This is a genomic window from Sporosarcina cascadiensis, assembly GCF_009650995.1.
GTDB classification, from domain to species: domain Bacteria; phylum Bacillota; class Bacilli; order Bacillales_A; family Planococcaceae; genus Sporosarcina; species Sporosarcina cascadiensis.
Map to the genome: position 1 here is coordinate 29,518 of NZ_WHVV01000010.1, position 22,525 is coordinate 52,042.

At 44.4% G+C, this 22,525-nt stretch carries 15 protein-coding genes and 1 pseudogene; 11 read left to right on the top strand and 5 right to left on the bottom strand.

Going from position 1 to position 22,525, the window contains the following annotated elements:
- Nucleotides 1-5: 5 nt before the first annotated feature.
- The 3 genes from GDZ68_RS11620 (at nucleotide 6) to GDZ68_RS11630 (ending at nucleotide 3,976) form a co-directional block, all read left to right on the top strand.
- Nucleotides 6-1,649 (top strand): S-layer homology domain-containing protein, encoded by a 1,644-nt coding sequence (locus tag GDZ68_RS11620; protein WP_153722475.1) that lies wholly within the window; start codon nucleotides 6-8, stop codon nucleotides 1,647-1,649.
- A gap of 701 nt (nucleotides 1,650-2,350) precedes the next feature.
- Nucleotides 2,351-2,770, top strand: coding sequence for a MarR family winged helix-turn-helix transcriptional regulator (locus tag GDZ68_RS11625; protein WP_153722476.1), 420 nt, complete (start codon nucleotides 2,351-2,353; stop codon nucleotides 2,768-2,770).
- Between the two features lie 12 nt (nucleotides 2,771-2,782).
- Nucleotides 2,783-3,976, top strand: a complete 1,194-nt coding sequence (locus tag GDZ68_RS11630; RefSeq protein WP_153722477.1) for an MFS transporter — start codon at nucleotides 2,783-2,785, stop codon at nucleotides 3,974-3,976.
- Between the two features lie 37 nt (nucleotides 3,977-4,013).
- Here GDZ68_RS11630 and GDZ68_RS18405 read toward each other — a convergent pair.
- Nucleotides 4,014-4,304: pseudogene (locus GDZ68_RS18405) on the bottom strand (diguanylate cyclase domain-containing protein); the annotation flags it as partial.
- 137 nt (nucleotides 4,305-4,441) lie between these two features.
- Nucleotides 4,442-5,632 carry a coenzyme F420-0:L-glutamate ligase gene (locus GDZ68_RS11640; RefSeq protein ID WP_153722478.1) on the bottom strand — a complete coding sequence of 397 codons (1,191 nt, stop codon included), beginning with the start codon at nucleotides 5,630-5,632 and terminating at the stop codon, nucleotides 4,442-4,444.
- Between the two features lie 112 nt (nucleotides 5,633-5,744).
- Between GDZ68_RS11640 and GDZ68_RS11645 the strand changes: the two genes are divergently transcribed.
- A complete protein-coding gene (locus tag GDZ68_RS11645) occupies nucleotides 5,745-6,638 on the top strand; it encodes a LysR family transcriptional regulator (RefSeq protein WP_153722479.1) in 894 nt (297 codons plus the stop codon).
- Nucleotides 6,639-6,854: 216 nt separating this feature from the next.
- Here the strand turns inward: GDZ68_RS11645 and GDZ68_RS11650 are convergent, their stop codons facing one another.
- Nucleotides 6,855-8,522 (bottom strand): ABC1 kinase family protein, encoded by a 1,668-nt coding sequence (locus GDZ68_RS11650; protein ID WP_153722480.1) that lies wholly within the window; start codon nucleotides 8,520-8,522, stop codon nucleotides 6,855-6,857.
- 45 nt (nucleotides 8,523-8,567) lie between these two features.
- Here GDZ68_RS11650 and GDZ68_RS11655 point away from each other — a divergent pair, with 45 nt between their 5' ends.
- The 7 genes from GDZ68_RS11655 (at nucleotide 8,568) to GDZ68_RS11685 (ending at nucleotide 17,428) form a co-directional block, all read left to right on the top strand.
- Nucleotides 8,568-8,723 carry a hypothetical protein gene (locus GDZ68_RS11655; RefSeq protein ID WP_153722481.1) on the top strand — a complete coding sequence of 52 codons (156 nt, stop codon included), beginning with the start codon at nucleotides 8,568-8,570 and terminating at the stop codon, nucleotides 8,721-8,723.
- A 902-nt stretch (nucleotides 8,724-9,625) separates the two neighbouring features.
- Entirely contained in the window at nucleotides 9,626-10,873 is a 1,248-nt protein-coding gene (locus GDZ68_RS11660; RefSeq protein WP_194841143.1) for an EAL and HDOD domain-containing protein, read from the top strand.
- 177 nt (nucleotides 10,874-11,050) lie between these two features.
- Nucleotides 11,051-12,745 (top strand): BCCT family transporter, encoded by a 1,695-nt coding sequence (locus GDZ68_RS11665; RefSeq protein ID WP_153722483.1) that lies wholly within the window; start codon nucleotides 11,051-11,053, stop codon nucleotides 12,743-12,745.
- 173 nt (nucleotides 12,746-12,918) lie between these two features.
- Nucleotides 12,919-14,370 carry a phospholipase D family protein gene (locus GDZ68_RS11670; RefSeq protein ID WP_153722484.1) on the top strand — a complete coding sequence of 484 codons (1,452 nt, stop codon included), beginning with the start codon at nucleotides 12,919-12,921 and terminating at the stop codon, nucleotides 14,368-14,370.
- Nucleotides 14,371-14,414: 44 nt separating this feature from the next.
- Nucleotides 14,415-15,032, top strand: coding sequence for an NAD(P)-dependent oxidoreductase (locus tag GDZ68_RS11675; protein ID WP_153722485.1), 618 nt, complete (start codon nucleotides 14,415-14,417; stop codon nucleotides 15,030-15,032).
- A gap of 138 nt (nucleotides 15,033-15,170) precedes the next feature.
- Nucleotides 15,171-16,745 carry a sensor domain-containing diguanylate cyclase gene (locus GDZ68_RS11680; protein ID WP_153722486.1) on the top strand — a complete coding sequence of 525 codons (1,575 nt, stop codon included), beginning with the start codon at nucleotides 15,171-15,173 and terminating at the stop codon, nucleotides 16,743-16,745.
- A gap of 65 nt (nucleotides 16,746-16,810) precedes the next feature.
- Nucleotides 16,811-17,428, top strand: a complete 618-nt coding sequence (locus tag GDZ68_RS11685) for a class I SAM-dependent methyltransferase (protein ID WP_153722487.1) — start codon at nucleotides 16,811-16,813, stop codon at nucleotides 17,426-17,428.
- Nucleotides 17,429-17,445: 17 nt separating this feature from the next.
- Here the strand turns inward: GDZ68_RS11685 and GDZ68_RS11690 are convergent, their stop codons facing one another.
- Both GDZ68_RS11690 and GDZ68_RS11695 read right to left on the bottom strand, forming a co-directional pair.
- Nucleotides 17,446-18,753 (bottom strand): uracil/xanthine transporter, encoded by a 1,308-nt coding sequence (locus GDZ68_RS11690; protein ID WP_228551087.1) that lies wholly within the window; start codon nucleotides 18,751-18,753, stop codon nucleotides 17,446-17,448.
- Between the two features lie 1,248 nt (nucleotides 18,754-20,001).
- Entirely contained in the window at nucleotides 20,002-22,416 is a 2,415-nt protein-coding gene (locus GDZ68_RS11695) for an EAL domain-containing protein (RefSeq protein WP_228551088.1), read from the bottom strand.
- Nucleotides 22,417-22,525: the final 109 nt, after the last annotated feature.

The following is a 22,525-nucleotide window of genomic DNA, read 5'->3' on the forward strand; positions in this document are numbered from 1 at the left end:
ACGTATTGAAAAAACAGAGTATCAGTTATGTGTTGCTGGCATTTGCCCTGGTGCTGCAGCTGGCTGTGATACCTCTCCAAACAGCCGCCGCGGAGCCGGACAAATCACCGACGTGGATTGCGCCCGTCAATTACCTGGCGCTTGGGGATTCATTGGCATTCGGGATTAATTCGGATGGTAAACCGGGTAAAGGCTATGCAGATTTTTTGACGGAGGAACTGATGAAACAGGAAGTTCTTCAAACAAGCAATAAAGGATTTTCGTTCCCCGGCTACACATCGGGTGATGTCCTGAAAGACTTACAGACGGACGTGACAAAGCCGGTTCTCGGGACAGGTCCCCAAGACAGTACCGCCACTCTTCACCGGTCCATTCAGGAAGCGAATCTGATTACTTTAAGTGCCGGTGCGAATGACGTTCTTCCTTATTTCAAAATTGATGAAAAGACTGGGAAACCGTCGTTCAATATGGGAGAAATCCAAGCTGCTTTGATGCAGACAGGGAAAAATACACAGCAAATTTTAGCGAAAATCTACGAGCTGAATCCGAAAGCACAAGTATACGTAATGGGATATTATAATTCCTTCCCGCATCTTCCTGCCGATCTGCAGCCGCAAATCGCTCTGTTAATGAAAGGACTGAACGATGCGATTCAAAGCGGGATGCAGGGCACGCCGGCTCATTTCGTGAAAACGGACGAATTGATTGCGAAAGATTTTCAGACTTACTTGCCGAACCCTGCCAATATTCATTTGAGTGAAGCGGGTTACAGGGTCGTTGCAGCGGCTTTCCATGAAGCACTGACAGCTAATTACCCATGGTATGAGAAAGATGCACTGACTGCAGAAAAGAAAGACGATTCCACAGTCGTTTTGAACTGGAAGCCTGTCATGGATACAGGAATGATTATGACGTATAAAGTGTATAACGGCGATAAAATGGTCGGAGAAGTCATAAGCCCGGTGCTGACTTATGAAATTACGGACCTGCTGCCAAACCAGGAATACAAATTTACGGTTGAAGCGATAGATCAGTACGGCAAGAAGAGCATGCACAACTTGGCGACAGTGTACACACTGGAGAATGAGCCCACAGAACCATCTGTCATGTTTACTGATATTCAGGACAGCTGGGCCAAGGATTTCATTGAAGCAGCTGCGGCGAACGGCATCATGGGCGGGTATCAGGATCATACTTTCCGTCCCGGCAAATCGTTGACGCGTGCACAGGCAACTTCCGTCATCGTACGTGCTTTGCAGCTGAAGCCGAAAAGCAGCAACATGAAGTTTGATGACTTAGCGTACTATGCAGACAGTACAAAAGCTGATATTCAGGCAGCATATGATTACGGTTTGATGAAAGGCGTGAACGGGCACTTTATGCCAAATAAGCCGATTACACGTGCGCAGCTCGCACTATTACTCAGCCGGGCATACGAGACTGCAAAAGGAACACCTTATAAACCTGCAGCAGCCGCACCTTTCAAAGATATTCAAAATTTCTCAAAGGACACCCAGTGGGCAATTGCCGGTTTGTATGAAATGAACATCGCGGCAGGGGACCAAGGAAAGTTTATGCCGAATGATCCGACGACCCGCGCTCATGCAGCGAAAATGATCGTCCAGTCAATGAAAGTAATGGGACATTAAAAAGTGAAAAAGAAGAACTCGGAGAAATTCCGGAGTTCTTCTTTTTTTATGGGGTCTGCAAGAAAATCGTTTCTTGACAACTTGTCATGTATGTATTGCTAAAATCATGTTGCAGTTTAAACCCGCTCCGGCGCTGGGGGATTTCCTTACGCTATGAGCCTACTGGCGTAGAGCATGCCAAGAGTCTCATAGCAACGGCCGACCCCGCAGTTGCGCCTATGCTGGTTTGTGGAATGTATTTCATGCTGTTTTTTTGCAAAGTGTGAATTTAGTTGGCGTAGTATCACTTCTCGATCTCGTAAAAGCATTGATCCAAAGGTCCTGAGTATTTAGTGAATGTTAAGTAATGCATGAAATACCATACCTATTATAATAATCAAGACAGTATGCTCATACTACCTACTCACATAATAAGTTCTGAAATACCAGCCAGTGTACCGAAGTGGAAGGCAACCTAGGTACGCCGCTTCCTGCGGCAACGGTTGCATGACTCACTTCGTGTGAGCCCGCGGCTAAAACCACTCTGGGAGGCTCACCGCGGGCCCGCAAGACACGCGTCCGCCTGGAACGCAGGGAAACGGTATGCTGCAAAAACAAAGTTTGCCTCCTCACATTAATCCAAATTCTTTACAAATAGAAGATAATATGATTAAATTACGTTAGTTAGACAAACTAATTAATTGAAAAGAGGAATACATCATATGAAACGGCAGCAGCAATTTTTTACGGAATATATTCAGCTGTATCGTCCTCTGCTGAACCGAGTGAATACACTTCTTGCTCCTTATAATCTATTTCATTCACAGTGGGGTGTTCTGAAGCTATTGAAGATGAATGGGGAAATGACCTCTGCAGAAATTGCTGCGCATCAGCAAGTAGAAAAGCCGAGTATTACAAATATCATGCAGCGTTTAATGGAAATGGATCTCGTTGTTGTCCGTCCGGGTTTGGACAGGCGTGTAAAGCACATTGATTTATCGGAGTCGGGACATCATACAGTAGAAACGATAATGGCAGAGCTGGAAATGCTGTATTGCGAAATGCTGGACGGAGTTTCTGACGAGGATATAGAAACGGCAATTCGGGTCATGGAATCAGCTAGAAAAAATCTTATCAACTAAGAGAGTGATCAAATGGAGAATAGAAAGATATGGACAAAGGACTTTATCATTACATCAATTATTAATTTCTTTTTAATGCTGGTCATGTATTTATTGATGGTAACCATCGCACCTTTTTCAGTTAAGGAATACGGTGTATCGACAAGTACGGCGGGGCTTGTTTCCGGTATCTTCATTATCGGAACGCTAATTGCGCGGCTGGCGGTCGGCGGACTGATTGAAAAGGTCGGCAGCCGGAAAATACTAATGATCGGACTGACGGTTACAGTGTTAGCATCAGCTTTCTACTTCGGTTCTGTCAACTTGCCGTTGTTGATGGCAAATCGTTTCTTCCACGGAATTGGGCTGGGAATTGCATCTACAGCGACAGGGACAATGGTAGCGCAAATGCTGCCGCCCTCACGAAGAGGAGAAGGAATCGGTTATTTCAGTTTAAGCACTGTCCTCGCTACAGCTATCGGCCCATTCTTCGGAATCTTCCTGAGTCAGCATTATGAATACTCTGTGCTCTTCTTATTCTGTTTAGTATTAAGTGTATGCTGTGCAGCAATGTTCTTTTTTGTCAGGAAAACTGAAGCGGTCATGCCGAAAAAATCAGTTGAATCTGCAATTGAAAAGCCTGGTATTCATAGCCTGCTGGAGAAACAGGCATTGCCAATCGGACTTGTCACATTGCTCGCAGCTATTGCCTATTCAGGCGTACTGTCCTTTATTTCGTTTTATGCTGAAGAAGTCGATTTAGTCAGCACTGCCAGCTTTTTCTTCTTAGTGTACGCTATAGCGGTTCTGCTGTCGCGTCCTTATTCAGGACGGTTATTGGACTTGAAAGGGAATAAATTTGTGGTCTATCCATCACTAATTCTATTTGCCGGCGGCCTGTTGCTGCTGAGCGGTGTACAAACCGGCTGGATGCTGCTTCTTGCGGGGGGGATACTTGGCCTCGGTTTTGGGAACTTCCAGTCATGCGCACAGGCAATCGCTCTCCAGGGTGTACGGCCTGAGCGCCTCGGCGTTGCGACATCGACATTCTTTATTTTCCTGGATTTCGGCTTTGGCTTTGGTCCTTACTTATTGGGCTCGCTTATTCCGGTCATCGGCTACAGGGAACTTTACGTTGTACTGACAGTTGTGGTGCTCATTGCACTCGGCTTGTTTATGCTGTTCAGCAATAGGAGAAAGAACGAAGTACCCGCAGCAGCTGAATAAAGAGGTTGAAAAAGACACTGCAAACTTGCAGTGTCTTTTATAATGACGTCAACTGATTACGTCTGTTCCTTTTGGAGGTGTACTGGGCATAGTCTGCCCGTACATAAATATGGCTGGCTTTTTCGCCTTCTTGATAGCGGATGATGTCCATGCTGACAGTTATAGCTGTGCTGATCCACTCAGACCTCTCAAGGTAGAGTCGAAGGTTTTTCGCCTTTTTACGGTTATTCTGATGATCAGGATCATCTAAGATCACAACGAATTCTTCAACGCCGATTCGTGCAACGAAATAATCAGGTTCATTTATATAATCTTGCCTGAGCCGCTGATGTGAACGTTGTTGCGCTTGATTACACCGTTTGCCATAGTCACAATCCTTTCTATTAAATTATGAACAACTATTTACAGGATAGCGGGCTGAACAAAAAAACGTGCACGAGATTTTTCTCTCATGCACGATCTGAATTAATTCGTATAGTTATCGAAATAGCCCTGAATGAAAACAATTGGCGTTCCTTTATCGCCACTGCCTGACGTTAAGTCGGACAAAGAGCCGATCAGATCTGTCAGCTTACGCGGTGTAGTACCTTGTGAAGCCATGGAACCCATTAAATCTGTATCTTTCTTCTCGATATAATCAGAAACCGCCTTTTTCAATTCTTCTCCGCGTAAATCAGAAAAGTCATTGTCAGCCAAATACTTCAGCTTTACTTCATTCGGAATTCCGTCCAGGCCTTCTGTGTAAGCGGGAGAAACAACTGGGTCTGCCAGTTCCCATATCTTACCGACCGGATCTTTGAACGCACCGTCGCCGTAAATCATGACTTCGATATGTTTGCCGGTTTCTTTTTTCAGCATCTCCTGAATCTGATCCACGACAGGTTGACATTTATGAGGAAACAGTTTGATGCTGTCCTCTTGCGCTTTGTTGGCACCCAGCAAGCCGAATTGTTCATTGAAGCCGCTGCCGTCGATGGAATGTGCAAGGATATCATCCAAACTGTAGACTTTTTCCGCGCCGTTTGCCTCAAGAATCCTCTTAGTTCTGAAACGTGTATGAATATCGCATGTCAAAACGGTTTTGGTATAATCTAAAATGGTTCTAGCGTTATTGGAGAAAATGACTTCGTGCTCAACGCCGAATTCATCCATTAATGATTTATAGTATTGAATATAATCTACGCCGGTAAATGGGTGTTTGTTCTCGCCGAAATGCTCGCGGAATTCTGCTTCCGTCAAAACATCGGTCCAAGGATTGACTCCTTTTTCATCCAGACGGTCCAGCTCCACTAAGTGATTGCCGACTTCATCGGAAGGATAGCTGAGCATCAGAACAATCCTCTTTGAACCTTTCGCGATTCCGCGCAGAATATTTCCAAACCGGTTACGGCTCAGAATAGGGAAAATGACACCAATCGTATCGTCGCCGAATTTCGCTTCAATATCTGTTGCGATATTGCCGATCGTAGCGTAATTACCCTGGGCCCGCGCTACGATTGATTCCGTAATGGAGACAATATCCTTATCTTGAAATTCTATATTTTCAACTCTGGAAGCTTCCAGCACACTGTCTACTACGATTTGCTCGATATTATCGCCTTCATTGATGATCGGACAACGCAACCCTCTGACAACGGTACCTACTACTCTTTCCAAATGAATCGCTCCTTAGTGAAACTCAATTTGATCACTCTTCTTTGTATTATAACTTGTGTTCATGGTATAAGTAAAATTAATATATTGAATAGGGGATATAAGGAGAAGTTATATGTCAATTAATCTTGAATGGTATAAAGTCTTTCGTACAGTAGTCCAGAATGAAAGTTTTTCTAAAGCGGCACGTCAGCTGTTCATGTCACAGCCCGCTGTCAGCCAGATCATTTCCCAACTGGAACGGGAATTAGATACACGTTTGTTTAACAGGACATCAAAAGGTGTTTATTTGACAGATGAAGGGTCTCTGCTGTTTGAATATGTGAATTCTGCACTGAATTTAATGGAGGCCGGCAATGAAAAGTTACAGGAAATGAAGAATCTGTCTGCGGGCGAATTGAAAATAGGTGTCGGCGATACAATTTCCCGTTACTATTTATTGCCCTTTTTAGAGGCATTCCATACCAATTATCCAAGTATTCGTTTTAAAATTATTAACGGAACGACACGGGAGCTCATCGCAGCGCTTAAATCAGGCGAAGCAGACATCGCAGTCTGTAATTTTCCTGTAGAAGACGATGCGCTCGAAAAACAGGTATGTTTTGAAGTGCAGGATACATTCGTTTACGGCGAACGTTTCAAAAAGCTGTTTCTGAAGCCTGTACCATGGCAGGAGCTGACGAAACTGCCGCTGATCCTGCTGGAGCCGAAGTCTAATTCCCGTCAATATGTAGAAGATTTTCTGTTAGATAAAGGCGTGAAAATCCATGCGGAATTTGAATTGGGATCCCATGAACTGCTGCTAGAGTTTGCTCAGATCAACTTTGGCATCGCCTGTGTAGTGAAAGAGTTCTCATCCGACTACTTAGAACGAGGCAGGCTGCATGAAGTAGAGTTTCTCGAACAGATTCCAAAACGCAGTATTGGTGTGTGTTATTTAAAAGAGGTATCGCTGTCACCTGCGGCATCAAAGTTTATTGAAATACTGGGTAAATCACAGGCTGGATGAGCATGAAAGTTCTGCAGGCGCTCGTAGATTCTACTAGCCGCTCATATCCACTCCACGTGTGACCATAGCCGCTGCGCAAGCGCTCATATTGCGGTCACTGATGATCATAACTGACTGTAACATGCTCATAGAGAACGAAAAGCCTTGCTGGAACAAAATTCTTCCCGCAAGGCTATACTTCATCAGCAGTACATAGCACGCTTCCGCTGATGACAGTCAAATCCTCCCTGAACGCACGATGGAAACCAGCAGATAGGCAAACATCAATGTGGCAATGACCGAACCGACTTCTATAAGCGGCAGACGGAAAAACATAGCCGTCTGTCCTGCAATGGCAGATCCGACAATGAGACCAACCATTAATATACTGAAGGCCAGCAGGACAATACTGAATGAAAGCCGGTTGGCAATTTTATCGAAGCGCCGGAAAATAACATTTGTTTCTTTCAGGCCGATATCTAAATCTACTTTGCCTTTTTCGATCGTCCTAATCGCCTTTTTAATGTCTGTTGGAAGTTCAGCGACAATTTCAGCATTCTTTGCAAAGGTATGCCAGCTGTTTTCTAGCAGTCTGCGCGGGTCGAACTGCTTTAGGAAAACTTTTTTGCTGTACGCTTCAATGGCTTTCATGATGCTCAATGATGGATCAAGTTTACTGATCACACCTTCTAATGTGATGATGACTTTGGATAAAATCGCCATTTCATTGGGCAGCCGGATTCGGTGACGGTACGCAATGGAGAAAATTTCCATAAAGACATCGCTTAGCTGCAAATCCGTTAGAGAAGTTTCATAATACTTTCTTTCAATAATCTGCAAATCACGGTAAAGAGCATCAGTATTCGTATCGTCATCCAAAATGTCCATCGCTGAAAAGACATCAATCATCCGCTCGATGTTCCCCTTTTGCAATGCGAGCATGAGAGAGATGAAATGATAGGTCATTTCTTTGCTCAGCTGTCCGATCATCCCGAAATCAATAAAATAGACCGTATTGCCGGGAGTAATGAAGATATTTCCGGGATGCGGGTCCCCATGGAAAAACCCGTGTTCCATCACTTGGGACAGCATGGAGTCCGCTATGCGCTGTGCCAGAATCTGCCTGTCATAGCCTTCTTCATCGAGTTGTTTTATATTGCTCACTTTTATTCCGGTGATCAGCTCGGTAGTCAGCAAAACACGTGTAGAATATTCATCGTACACACGGGGCACCTGGATTTCAGCAACTTTTTCAAACTGGCGTCCGATTCTCTCTGCATTGCGCGCCTCCAGCTGATAATCCAACTCCTCACGCAGGGAATGAGAAAACTCATAAATTAGATCGCGCAGATGATAAGCTTTCGCCCAACCCGTATTCTTTTCCAAAAAGCCGGCCAAATCATGCAAAATGGCAAGGTCCGTCTCTACCTGCTGCTGAATATTCGGACGTTGGACTTTCACCGCCACTAAATCACCGCTGATCAGGCGGGCTCTATGTACTTGGCCGATAGAAGCAGAAGCGAGCGGCTCTTCTTCAAACTCCTGAAATAACTCTTCTAACGTTCCTTCCAGCTGCTGTTCAACAATCCTGCGCACGTCTTTGAAAGGAAAAGCCACTACATGATCCTGCAACTTCTCCAGCTCTTCTGCAATCTCTGCCGGAACTAAATCCCTGCGTCCGCTGGCGATCTGTCCCAGCTTGACAAAAGTAGGGCCCAGCTGTTCCAAAGCAGTCCGCAATTTTTTGCCTACATGATATAAATTTAGATCTGCGGCTTCATCTGTTGTTGAAAACTTTCGGTCAGTCAGTCCCAGACGGAACAAAATATGGCTGAATCCATTTTTTAAAAATACATTTATGATTTCTTGAGAACGCTGAGCGTTTTTCATCTTCCTTTTTAACATGCAGATCACCTCCATAAACTATCCTATTTAAAAAGATACCATTGAATGTCGATTTCTAAACAATTAGTTGGCGTGGTTTCGTCTCTCGACTTGGCAGGAGGTTTGAATGAAGTATGTGTTTGCAGTTTGAACCCGCTGCGGCGCTGGGGGATTGCCTTACGCTATGAGCCTACTGGCGAAGAGCATGCCTCACTGCCTTAATTTCTGCAAAGACCGCAGAAATACGGCAAAGCGAACCCTGCGCCGTTCGCTTAGCAACGGCCGACCCCGCAGTTGCGCCTACGCTGGTGTGGGGAATGTATGACATACTGCATTTTTACAGAGTATGAGTTTAGTTGGTGTTGTTACCGTTTCTCGACTATGCAAATGCATTGATCACAAGAATTTTAGCTTCTGCAGAATGATAAGTAATTCATGAAATACAGTACTTATTATAATAATCTAAGATGGTATGCCCATATTGCCACTCACATAAAAATGATTGAAACACTAGCCAGTGTACCGGAGTGAAAGCCGTCACGAAGAACGGCTTTTGCGAGTAAAAGCGTAGCGTTAGGAGCACTGGTTTTAGGTGACTCCGGGAGGATCAGCCCGATAGGATGAGACAGCTAAGGGGAGCGAACGAGAATAGTGTGCAGAAGGAACACTGTATTGCCTTAATTTCTGCAAAGACCGCAGAAATACGGCAAAGCGAACCCTTCGCTGTTCGCTTGGCTCACCGAGGGTCCCCCGGAACGCGTCCGCCTGGAACGCAGGGAAACGGTCTCCTTCTACTTACCCGCACTTTCACTAACCATCCTATACTGCATAAAAGACTGTGGTAGATAAATCTGTCAAGTACCAGTCCTGAAGGAGAGTCTTTCTGAGTAATACATTTCTATATTTCTATTAATCAAGTACAATAGAGGGAGTAAAGGTTGATGTATCAAAATAAAAGTAGTAAATACGGATAAACTTTAGTTCTCTTGACAGGAGTGAGTTGAAAAGTGGAGAGAATCCACTTCATTCACATATATATATAATGAAGTGAATTCATGCAAATTACATACATATAGAGAAGATGATACTGCCTGAACCTCAAATTAAACATGGAGCTGAACCAAATGAATGATTACTCGATATTTATCGGCAGACAGCCGATACTCGAGCGGCAAGGAAATATATATGCATATGAGTTATTATACAGAAATAGTGAAGAGAATTTTTTTCCTGATATTAATCCTGAACAGGCAACGATCAGCCTGCTGGTGAATACCTTCCTTTCAGTAGGAGTGGATCAGGTTACTGACGGCATGCTTTCATTTATCAACTTTTCTGGGAAGCTGCTCGCTCAGGATTTATTTATGAGTTTAGATCCCAATCAAGTAGTTATTGAGATATTGGAGGATGTTGAAATTACCCCTGCACTCTTGCGGCGCTTGGAGAACTTCAAAGAAGCGGGGTTTACAATCGCCCTGGATGATTTCATTTTACAAAGTCAATACACACAGCATCCGCGGCTGTTTGAACTAATCGATATCATTAAAGTGGATTTTATGAATACCAGTAAGGCAGAGCGGGATGCGATAAGAGTCTTTTTGAAGGATTATCCGGACATTATTTTATTGGCTGAAAAAGTGGAGACAGAAGCAGAATATCAGCTGGCATTAAACAGCGGATATGATTTATTCCAAGGGTACTTCTTTGCGAAGCCGGAAATTATTAAGAGTGCGGAAATACCGGCCAACACACTGATTCACATGCAGATTGTAGAGTATTTTCAAAAGGAGTCACCATCGATCAGCGATCTTTCTGAAGTCATTATGCGTGACGTATCCATTTCTTATAAGCTGCTGCGATTTATTAATTCGTATGGATTTGAAATCCCGAGGCGGATTAGTTCGATCAAGCAGGCGATTGTTCTGATTGGGCTGGATGAAACAAAGAAGTGGCTGCAAGTGCTGATGCTGCATGATCTGGCGAGAGATGCAAAAAGCGGTCGTGTTACCGCGCTGGTGGAACTTTCCCTCAGACGTGCACGAGCGTTTGAATTGCTCGCGAAATATAATGGCAAGCCGAATAAAGATGAGTACTTCCTAACCGGAATGTTTTCCCTGATTGATGCAGTGATGAGTATGAAATGGGAAGATATCCTGCCTTTATTATCCCTGTCAGATGTGATTATCGACACTCTCAACGGGAGTACGACGGAGATGACAGCTTATCTGGAATTGATTGTGGCAGTGGAGCGATTTGAATGGGACAAGGTTAGCCGGTTATCAGAAGAGCTCGGAATTCCGAAAAGAAAACTGGGAGAAATCTTTTTACAGGCTATGCGATGGTCACAAGGAATCGAAGAAGACTTTAACTGAGTCAGCGAAAAGGCATTTTCACTTGAAGATGCCTTTTTTGGTGTGTATTATATACAGCTAGACTAGAATCAGTGATAACTTGTTCCAAATAGGAAGTATTTGCGTTATATCTTTTCAAGAAAGGGTATGGAAGTTAGTAAGGAAGTTACCATATGAACACTAGGAGTCGATTTAGTTGTGAATAAAAAGTTTTGGAAAAACCCCGTGTTCTCTATATCTGCAATATTTATTTTTATACTTGTATTATTGGGCGCGCTTAAGAAGGATCAGTTTGGAGCAGTTTCAGAAAGACTTTACCACTTTACAACAGATAATTTCGGCTGGTTTTATTTGCTCGCTGTATTTATCGTCATTGTTTTTTTAGTGGGACTGGCTATCAGTAAGTTCGGTGCTATTCGTCTGGGCGGCGATACGGAGCGTCCGGAATATCCTTTCTTCACATGGATCGGCATGCTGTTTTCCGCCGGATTCGGTGTGGGTCTTGTATTCTGGGGCGTAGCAGAGCCGATGAGTCACTATTTCAAATCACCGCTTGCAGGAGTGGAATCGCAAACGGAAGAATCAGCACGCGTTGCTATGGGCTATTCATTCTTCCACTGGGGAATTTCACAGTGGGCGATTTTCGGAATGGTAGGTCTCGTTATTGGCTTTATGCAGTTCCGGAAGAAAAAAGACGGCTTGATCTCCACTGCACTCGAGCCGCTGATCGGCAGCAACCGTCATGTGAAAACAGGCATAGATTCATTTGCTGTGGTCGCGACAGTTATGGGGATTGCTACTTCTCTCGGTATGGGTGTTCTGCAGATGAGCGGAGGGCTGGAATACGTCTTCAACATTAAGAGTACTTTTACCATTCAGCTCCTCATCATTGCGGTCGTGTTTGTTGCGTACATGACATCCGCCGCTTCAGGGTTGGGGAAGGGAATCGCTTATTTAGGGAACTTTAACTTGGGAATGGCAATTGCCATGCTGGCGTTCTTTTTCCTGGTAGGACCAAAAGTCTTCATACTGGAAACATTTACGCTTGCTATCGGGGATTATATTAATAATTTCATTACGTACAGCTTGCGGCTGCAACCTTATCAAGGCGGTACATGGGTGAAAGACTGGACGATTTTCTACTGGGCCTGGACCATCGCATGGTCACCTTTTGTCGGTGCATTTGTTGCACGGGTGTCAAAAGGACGGACAATTCGGGAATTCGTCATGGGTGTAATGGTAATCCCCCCTGCCTTTTCTTGTATGTGGATCGCGACACTGGGTGGAACCGCGCTGTACAGTGACTTGCGCAACGGCACACAAATCGCGGAAGAAGTGGATCAAGACGTTACGTCTGCCATATTCGCAACGCTTCAGCAGTTGCCGATGACGGGACTGGTCTCTTTTCTGGCTATCGTTTTAATATTTACTTTCCTTATTACGTCTGCTGATTCAGCCACGTACATTTTAGCAAGCATGACTACGCGAGGCAGTTTATTCCCTCCGTTGGTAGTAAAGTTTGTCTGGGGCTTCCTGATGACAGCGATTGCTGCTGTTCTTCTTTCAGCAGGTGGTTTGGAAGCACTGCAGTCAGCTTCTCTGGTGTCCGCATTACCTTTTACGCTGCTGATGCTGCTGCTGATGTTTTCATTGGGAAAACTGCTCTCACGCGAACCGATTACAGTCAGACCAACTGATATTCGCCAATTTGAGCATGTAGAGGGTGAAGTTAAGAAAAAACGTAAGCGTAAAGAGAGCGAAAAAGAGAAAAAAATGCGCCGAGAGAAAGAAAAGCAGGAAAAAGCCAAGTTGAATAGAGATCGAAAATATCAAGAGCTTGAAAAGAAGAAGTATCGGGAGTACGAAAAAGAAAAAGAACAAGAGGACGATTAAGTAAAAGAAGACCGGCTCGGTGCCCAGCGCACGAGCCGGTTTTCTTCATTTTAGAATGGCGTGCTGACCGCCCTTACTTATCTATAAAGTAAAGCTGGCAAACATAGTTTATAAAGAGTCAGAGAGGGAATTTTATCTATAGTAAGCGATACACTCCGGAAGGGAGCAGCGCCATGGCGAATAGAAAAAGGAAATGGACAAAAAAACGAATTGCCGCGTACGCGTTGCTGCTGTTCACGCTGCTTTATGCAGGAGTCATGCTCTGGCAAACCTATAAACCACTGCCTTCTGGAATATCTTATGCGGGCGGCCTGCATCAAGTGGAAGACGTAGAATTCATTTATGATCTGTCCTATTCTAAAACAAAATCGAAGGAAGATTATAAATCGGAACTGCATATTTTTGATGAAGTATTTCAAATGATTGAGGAAGCTGAACAGTTTGTCGTTCTCGATTTCTTTTTAATGGATGATTATTATGATGAAAAAGAGGATTTCCCGCAGCTTGCCGATCAGATGACGGAAGTGCTGGTGGAAAAAAAGAGAAGTAATCCCGACATGCCGATCATTTACATAACTGATCCTTTAAATACCGGTTATGATTCCTATGAATCAAGATGGTTTAAGGAGCTTGATAAAGCAGGAGTCGAAGTAGTTTATACGGATCTTGAACCGCTGCGTGATTCTATGCCGATCTATTCAGGACTGTACCGCATATTGTTTCAGTGGATTGAAATAGACGGCAAAGCACATTTTCCTAATTTCTTGGCAAGTGATGCGCCCAAAGTCAAATTCACATCGTATTTAAAACTGCTTAATGTCAAAGCGAACCACCGAAAAACAGTGGTGACGGACAAAGCGGCACTTGTTACTTCCTCCAACCCTCATGCTGCAAGCGGCCGTCATGGGAATGTGGCATTTAAAGTGACGGGTCCCGTGCAAAACGACATATTGGAAGCAGAAGAAGCAGTACTGCAATATACCAATGAAGGAAAGCTGCCGCGTGCAGAGGGACTGGAAAAGCAAAAAGGCCCATATAAAGTGCAGTATCTGACAGAAAGTAAGGTGCTCGATGCTCTGGTGAAAGATATAGAGAGAGCCAAGACGGGTGATCGTATCCGCATGGGTATGTTCTATCTTTCTGAACAGCAGGTCATACGGCCTTTGGAAGAAGCAGCCAATCGCGGTGTGGACATCGAGATGATTCTCGACCCGAATGAAAACTCGTTCGGCAGTAAGAAGTCCGGCTTGCCAAATCGTCCGGTCGTACAGGAAATCCAGGAAAACACTGACGACAAGATTCAAGTCCGTTGGTATAATACCGTCATTGGCCAGTATCATACGAAGCTCGTCACCGTGCAGACGGCAGACCAAACTTTCATTACGAATGGTTCATCCAATCTGACAGAACGGACACTTCGCGATTATAATCTGGAAGCGAATTTACGCATTGTCGCCCCTGCAGACAGTGAGCTGACCGAGGAAATCAATGCGTATTTCGACAGACTCTGGAACAATGAAGACGCCCTTTACACGGTGGATGTTGAAGAGTATCAAAATAAACTGACCTTTTTCCAGCGGGGAATTTACGCTCTCCAGCGCTGGATCAAGATGACCACGTATTAAATAAGCAAACATTATAGCAGATTAATTAATAGGAGAGAGATCAGATGAAAATTGTGGTATTTGGCGCAACGGGGAGAACGGGCAGTGAAATCGTACGGATGGCATTGACAGACGGCCATGAAGTGAAGGCTTTTGTACGGACACCTGAAAAATGTACTCCGCAGTCGAATTTGACTGTCATTCAAGGGGACGTGCGAGATGCACAAGCAGTAAAACAAGTCATAGAAGGCGTCGATGCAGTAGTAAGCGCATTAGGTACAGACGGCACAACCACATTGACTGAAGCAACTTCTTCCTTTATCGAGGGAATGAAAGCTTGTGGTGTTTCCCGTCTCGTCACAATCGGGACTGCAGGAATATTAGAAAGCCGGACTCAACCTTCGAAACTGCGGTACCAATCAAATGAATCCCATCGTAAACTGACTTTTGCAGCGGAAGAGCACCATAAAGTATACGATATGCTAAGCGGCTCTTCATTGGAATGGACAATTGTCTGTCCTACCTATTTACCCGACGGAGAGGCAGCTGGAAACTATCGAATCGAACGGGACCGGCTGCCAATTGAAGGAAAACAGATTACTGTGGGCGATACCGCAGCATTTGCTTATCATGAATTAATTGAAAAGCAGCATATTGGCTATCGTGTAGGAATTTCCTATTAAAATCATATTGATTTGTGACTATCATTAGAATGGATGTAACGTTTGAACTAAAATCAAGTGAAAAGATGGATAACATTGCATGTTATCTGTGATATAATAGGTTAATAGCATCATGGGGAGAAGGAGAATGGAAGACAAATGAGATGGTCCTTGAGAAATTTAATTCAGATCGTAGCAATATTGGCGATCGTTTTGACCTTCCTAACGAGCACTACAGTCGGCTATCGCGTAAATAAGCAAAACTTAATTGAATCAACGTTGGAAACGAATAAAGCGTATGCCGAGAAATTGTCTTCCACCACAGATACATATTTACGGGACATCCTTCAGACGTTGACAGTGAACGCAGAAGAAGTCATGCCATTACTTGATCAGCCGGGTGACCGGTTAAAGTTGAATACCATTGCGGAGCGGATTCGGACACAGACCGACACATTTAACTCTGTTGCAATCGCTGACCCTGAAGGTACAGTGATAGGAGTATCACCGCCAAGTCTTGACTTGCTTGGCGAAAAACTGACATCGGCCGGCGCGCGCCAGGCACTGAAGGAAAAGAAGCCAATAATTTCAGAACCGTATGTCGGTATTACAGGAGAGCTATTGATCTTCATAAGTGTTCCGTTAATGTCAGATGACGGTGTATACAGAGGTTATATGGGCGGTGCCATCTATCTCAATAAATCGAATGTCCTAGAGAAAATGCTGGGTAAGCATTTTTATGATAATGGATCATATGTATATGTGGTCGATGGGAATGGAATGCTGATCTACCACCAATTACAAGATCGTTTAAAAGATGATGTGTCCAGTAATACAGTCGTGAAAAAAGTGATTACAGGAGTAGACGGAGCAGAGGAGATAGTCAACACGAAAGGCATCGCCATGCTGGCCGGCTACTCTTATGTTCCTATAGCAGACTGGGGAATTATATCTCAGCGGCCGGTTGAGATTTCCGTCGCGTCTGCAAAAAGCATGGTATGGGAGATGGCATGGAAATCGCTGCCGTTGTTATTCCTGGCCTTTTTCTTAGTATGGTATCTGTCAAGAAAGATTGCATTACCGCTGCAAAAGTTGGCATACTATGCGGAAACGAGTACAGAAACTGACCATAAAGAAAAAATGGAAAATGTCTCGGAGTGGTATTATGAGGTCAGACAGTTAAAAGCGGCAATGCTGCACAGCTTGGATTACTTCAGAAATGAAATGAATTATTTCATTCATCAATCGACTACTGATCCGTTGACGAAATTAACAAATCGCCGGACGATGGACGATTATATGAAAAAGTGGGTCGAGCAACGGACGCCTTTTGCGATAATTATCCTGGATATTGATAAATTTAAGCGTGTGAATGACCGCTATGGCCACGCAGTCGGCGATGAGGTATTGATTTACTTAACGGACTTAATGCAGGAATGTGTTCGAAAAGATGATATCTGCTGCCGGTATGGCGGGGAAGAATTTGTGATTTTGCTTCCTAAAGCAGATAAAGTAACGGCTTTTCTCAAGGCAGAACGACTTCGTGAAACGCTGGAAAACAAAATCAGCCCATGCGGAGAGATTGTAACGATTTCTTCAGGCGTAGCGGCATATCCATTACATGCAGAACACCTTGCCCGGCTGATTGAACTGGCGGATCAGAGTTTATATGAAGCAAAACGGACAGGTCGGAATAAAACCGTTGTAGCGCCTGACGAACCTCAACATGAGTAAGATGTGTTGGGGTTTTCTTGAGTTGCTTTATTGAATGAATGGACAGGGGGAAAGGAGATGACAGGGTGGAAGAACGAGAGCTTGACCGCCGGCTTCATATTCAGACGGCGGGTATACGCGAGTGGGCTCTTCAGTCCGCTCACTATAATCGGTATGAAGCGACTCCATATGACGCGCTGGATTACTTATTTGCACAGCATGAAGTCTTAACAAGCGGCGGCTGGATCGATTTTGGCTGCGGCAAAGGGAGAGTGCCGTTTTACGTTCATTATCTTTATGCACTGGATGTTACAGGTATTGAAATGAACAGCGTGCTGTATCAGGATGCGATGAATAATTTGATAGATTATCGCGGGGCGTTTCCAAAGAAAAAGGGGGCAGTATCCTTTGAATGCATTTTGGCTGAGCGTTTTAGTATACCTGCCGATGCTTCTACATTCTACTTTTTTAACCCATTCTCACTTGATATTTTCCGGTCAGTCATCCGAAATATTGTGTTGTCTCTCGAAGAAGCAGATCGAGATGCTGAAGTGATTTTATATTATCCGACGTCAGCTTATGAACAGTTCCTGAATGAGCATCTTTCATTCGAAAGAGCTGCTGAACTCCCTATTACCCATTTACAGCTGTATGACCCTAACGAACGCTTTCTTGTCTATACGTATAAGAGCCCTGACCAGTGATTGGTCAGGGCTTTACATTATGATGCTGTCCGTGTGCTGATGCGCTGCCCGATCCAGAAAATGAGCTCCATTAACAGGGCGGCCAAAATTCCGACCAGCAATCCGCTGGAAAGGAGCGGTTGCAGCAATTCAGGCAGAGAAGCGAACACTTCGGCAGGAAGCGTCATGATCGACAAGCCGAGCAAAGCGGGCAATGCGACCCGATAAATAGTCTTCGGTTCAAACGTCAGACCTTCCACATTGCGCAGTGCAGACCGGAATAACTGTAAATACGCAACGAACAGCACCGTATTTCCGACGCTTTGTGGAATAGTAGAGAAAAACGCACTTAACGGCGGCACCAGCCCCAAGATAATAAACAGACCCGAACCAATGAAGAAAGGTGTCCGTTCTTTGATGCCGCTGGATTGTAAAAAACCGATTGAAGAAGCGTAAGGAGCGTATGGAACTAAACCGAGTGCACCCGCTCCGACATTCAAACCTCCGGTAATAAGGAAGGATATTTTGTACTGTTTTTTTGTCGTTTCTTTCTCAAAAATATCTTCCGCGCCTTTTAATGTGGCGACCGTGTTGGTTGTGTTCAATAAGCCTGTGATAATCACCGTAATGACAATCCCCATTTCAATCGTCGGTTCACCCCATGGGAACCATTGGATAAACGGCGTCGTTTTAATTGTTTCCGCGGCTTCTTGCGGGAATATCAGCGCAGCACTGATCCAGCCGACCGTCATTCCCACCAGCAGATTCAAGCTGCTGAGGATGCCTTTGCCTTTTACATGCACGAGTATGGTCAGTGCAGCCAGAGCAAATGAAAACAATGCAGTAGATAAGTTTATGTAATTTCCGTCATTCAGACCAATCATCCCTTTTAAAAAGATGGTGATCAGCTGGTTCGCCAGCAATAACAGAAAGACAAACATGACGGCGGGCGTAAACCATTTTTTTAATATCTCACCCATACCGAGCATTCCTAAAATCGCGACTAATACCCCTGATATCATCGCGCCGACTGCAATACTTCCCCCAACAGTCGTTAAGCTTACATTCATTGCACTCGCTGTGCCTGCCAGACTGAGTACAACCCCCCACCAAAGCCCGGATTGACCTTCCATCAGTGCTAAACGGTGTCCGAGCGTCCCTTGCAGCAGACATGCAATCCCTGTAAAGATAAATGAACGCTGGATTGCAGAAACGATTTCAATTTGTTCTAATTCAAATGCTGCCCCTACGGAAATTGGAATAACGACCGTGTTGGCAAACATGAAAAAGAGCCACTGAAATCCTGCCAATGCGGTAACTGAATGCCGCATTTGATTTGCTCCCATCAACATCTCCCCTTGTGCAAACTCTTTCAGTAATTTGACTTAATGAAAAAGTTTAAATATAAAGAAAACTATAGCATACTAGTAAATGAATTAGTAATGTTACATGCTGATGAAAAGTCATTAATTTAGAAGGTGAGTTTTAGTTTTTGCGGGTTTCGTTGTTCGACTTTGCCGGTAGTTTGAATGAAGTGTGTGTTTGCAGTTTAAAAACGCTTCGTCGCCCGGGATTGACTTCTGCTTTGAGCCAGCTGGCGAAAAGCGCGGCTGCCTGCCAAAGATGTTTTGCGGATGATCATAGTACCCGCTCAAGCGCTCATGACTCAGCCTCAGCCGCTCATACACACCTGCCACGTGATCATTCGGCTCGGCCTCGTGATCATACCGCAACCCGCCGTGATCATTGAACCGGCCTCCGCGCTCATAGCCGCTCTGCAGTTGGGCCTGAGCTGGTGTTGCAGAAAATATCTTATGCTGATTTTTTGCTAAGTGTGAATTTAGTTGGTATGGTTTCGTTGCTCGACTTTGCGGGAGGTTTGAATGAAGTATGTTTTTGCAGTTTAAACCCGCTGCGGCGCTGGGGGATTGCCTTACGCTGGGAGCCTATTGGCGAAGAGCATGCCAACAGTCTCCCAGCAACGGCTAACCCCGCAGTTGCGCCTTCGCTAGTGTGGGGAATGTATAGCATATTGCTCTTTTGCAATGTGTAGATTTAGTTGGTGTGTTTTCGTTTTTGGACTTTGGAAATGCATTGATCACAAGAAACTTAGACTTTGCAGAATGATAAGTTTTGCATGAAACACCTTGTCTATCGTAATAGCCCCAAATAGTACGCTCATACTGCTTGCTCACACAAAAAGTATTGAAAAACCAGCCTAGTGTACCGGAGTGGAAGGCAACCTAAGTACGCCGCAAGTGCCTTAATTTCTGCAAAGACCACAGAAATACGGCCAAGCGAACCCTACGCTGTTCGCTTGGCAACGGTTGCATGACTCACTTCGTGTGAGCCCGCGGCTAATACCACTCGGGGAGGATCAGCCCGACAGGATGAGACAACTAAAGGGAGCGAAGCGAAATTAGCGTGTAGAAGAAACTCTGTATTGCCTTAATTTCTGCAAAGAGCGCAGAAATACGGCAAAGCGAACCCTTCGCTGTTCGCTTGGCTCACCGAGGGCCCTCCGGAACGCGTCCGCCTGGAACGCAGGGGAACGGTATACTCCCACTTACCATCCAATACTAAGCAGTAAATTATCACGCCTTTCCACTCAGCAAAGGGATGATTTCCTCGCTGGGGACCGGCCGTGAATAAAGGAAACCCTGTGCTTCATCACAATCGAGCCGCTTCAAAAAGTCTGCTTGCTCCACGGTCTCTACTCCCTCTGCAATGACACTCAAGTGCAAATTCTTAGCCAGGTCAATAATAGCCTTGACAATGACGGAGTTGTCAGTCAGTTCTCTAATGAATGACTGGTCTATTTTCAGGTGAGTAATCGGAAACTTGCTAAGGTAACTTAATGAAGAATAGCCGGTTCCAAAATCGTCAATACTTGCTTTAATACCAATTTCCCGAAGCTGTTGAAGAATTTTCTGGCAATAATCCACATCGGAAGTCATACTCTCGGTAATTTCGATATTCAAATAATGCGGCTCCAAGCCAGTTAGTTTCAATGTCTGTTTTACATCTGAAACAAAAGTATGGGTCTTAAATTGACGCAGTGAAACGTTGACACTCATACGGATAGGAGTGTAGCCAAGGTTTTGCCATTCTTTCGCCTGCCTGCAAGCCGTTTCTAATACCCATAAACCAATGGGTAAAATTAACCCGGTCTCTTCAGCAATAGGAATAAACTTTCCCGGCGAAATCATGCCTCTGGAAGAATGGTTCCAGCGCAGCAATGCTTCTACGCCTTTCATTTCACCCGTCATAAAATCTAGCTGGGGCTGATAATGAAGCGACAGCTCATTTTTCTTGAGTGCCTGTCTCAGCTCCATCTCGATCAGAGTCCGTTCGATCAGTTCGTTATACAGCTCTTCTGTGAAAAATTGATACGTCCCTTTACCCGACTGCTTCGCCAAATACATCGCAGAATCTGCATTTCGAAGGAGCGAATCGTAATCCATGCCGTCTTCAGGGAAGACACTGATACCGATGCTCGGAGCAATAAATACTTCCAGATGATCGATCTGAAATGACTTCGATATCTCTTCCACTATTCTGCGTGCTACTAGCGTCACGCCTGTTTTAGTGGCAGAAGTACAGAGAACGATGAATTCATCTCCGCTGAGCCGCGACACCATGTCATTATGACGTATAATCAGTTTCAGCCGTTCACCGACTGCTTTCAAGAGCTGGTCACCTACATAATGGCCCATGGAGTCATTAATATTCTTGAAACGATCCAAATCGATATAAAGCAGGGCGAATGCTTCCTGACTTTTTTTGCGGTCTGCAATGAGCTGTGTCACCGTACGTTTCAACAGCCGGCGGTTTGGCAAATCTGTCAAATGATCATGAAACGCCATATGCTCGACCATTCGTTCTGCCTCTTTCCGGTCCGAAATATCGATAGCGGTGCCAACGACTTCAGACACTTTCCCTTCTTCGAAAATAGGTGATAAGTAAACAAGGAATGTGAATGTTTTATAAACCACTTCAAATTGTGAGCTGCGTCCGAGCGATCCGTCCAGCAGTTGTCTGCGGATGTAGTGAAGATCATAGTTCCACTCGGAAGATATTTCGTTTAGCATTTCCTTTGTAATTCCGAGCAGCTCAATGATTTTCCCTTCGAGCAATGTGAAAGTAATTTCATTATCTTCAACTGTATATTTGAAAATTCCATTTTGAAGGTTTTTGACTGTCGTTGCGAAATCATTCTTCATAGCGATTTCCAAGGATTTCTCAGCTGCTTTATGTGTAGTGATATCCTGTCGTATGGAAATATATTGATACGGTCTCCCATTCGAGTCGATGAAGGGAATAATGGTGGTATTTACCCAATAATAATCGCCGGCTTTAGATAAATTGCAGATATCTCCATGCCAGACTTTACCGGATTGAATGGCCTGCCACATATCTTGGAAGAAATTTTTCGAATGGGTGCCCGAATTGACTACCCGATGTGTTTTTCCGATCAGTTCTTCCCTGGAGTATTTGGAAAGCTTGCAGAATTGTTCATTTACATAAGTGATCATACCTTGAGCGTTCGTAATGGCTACGACTGCCGACTGATCTAATGCATATTTGAAGTTTTGTAAATCTGTCCGCGTTTTTGCAAACTCGTGGGAAACCAGTGTTGATCCAGTCACATCAATGTCTAAGGAGAGATAATGTGTTAAGACGTTAGCTGTATCGTAAATAGGGACAATCGTGATATCAAGCCAATAGTTAGTCCCATCTTTCGCATAGATTTTTACAGATTCCTGATAGACTTTTTCTTTCTTAAAATATTCCTTTAAAGCATTCAGTGTCACGCCGACCGTCAGACCTTTATTTAACAGCTCCCAAGTACTGCCGATTAGTTCTTCCTCACTGTATCCAGTTAACTTACAAAAATTATGGTTTACATACGTGAGTCTGCCATCCAGATCAATCAGCGATACACAGAACGTTTCTTCAAATAAAGTCGACAAAGATGGATTAAATATTGGCGTGTGTAATGGCATCATGGTAACTTCCTCTCTACAGGCAATTCTTAGATACATAGAATATAAAACTAACGGCAAAGCGTTCAAAAGTCCCTAATGTATATTAATATATTTTATTAGTAAGATAAAA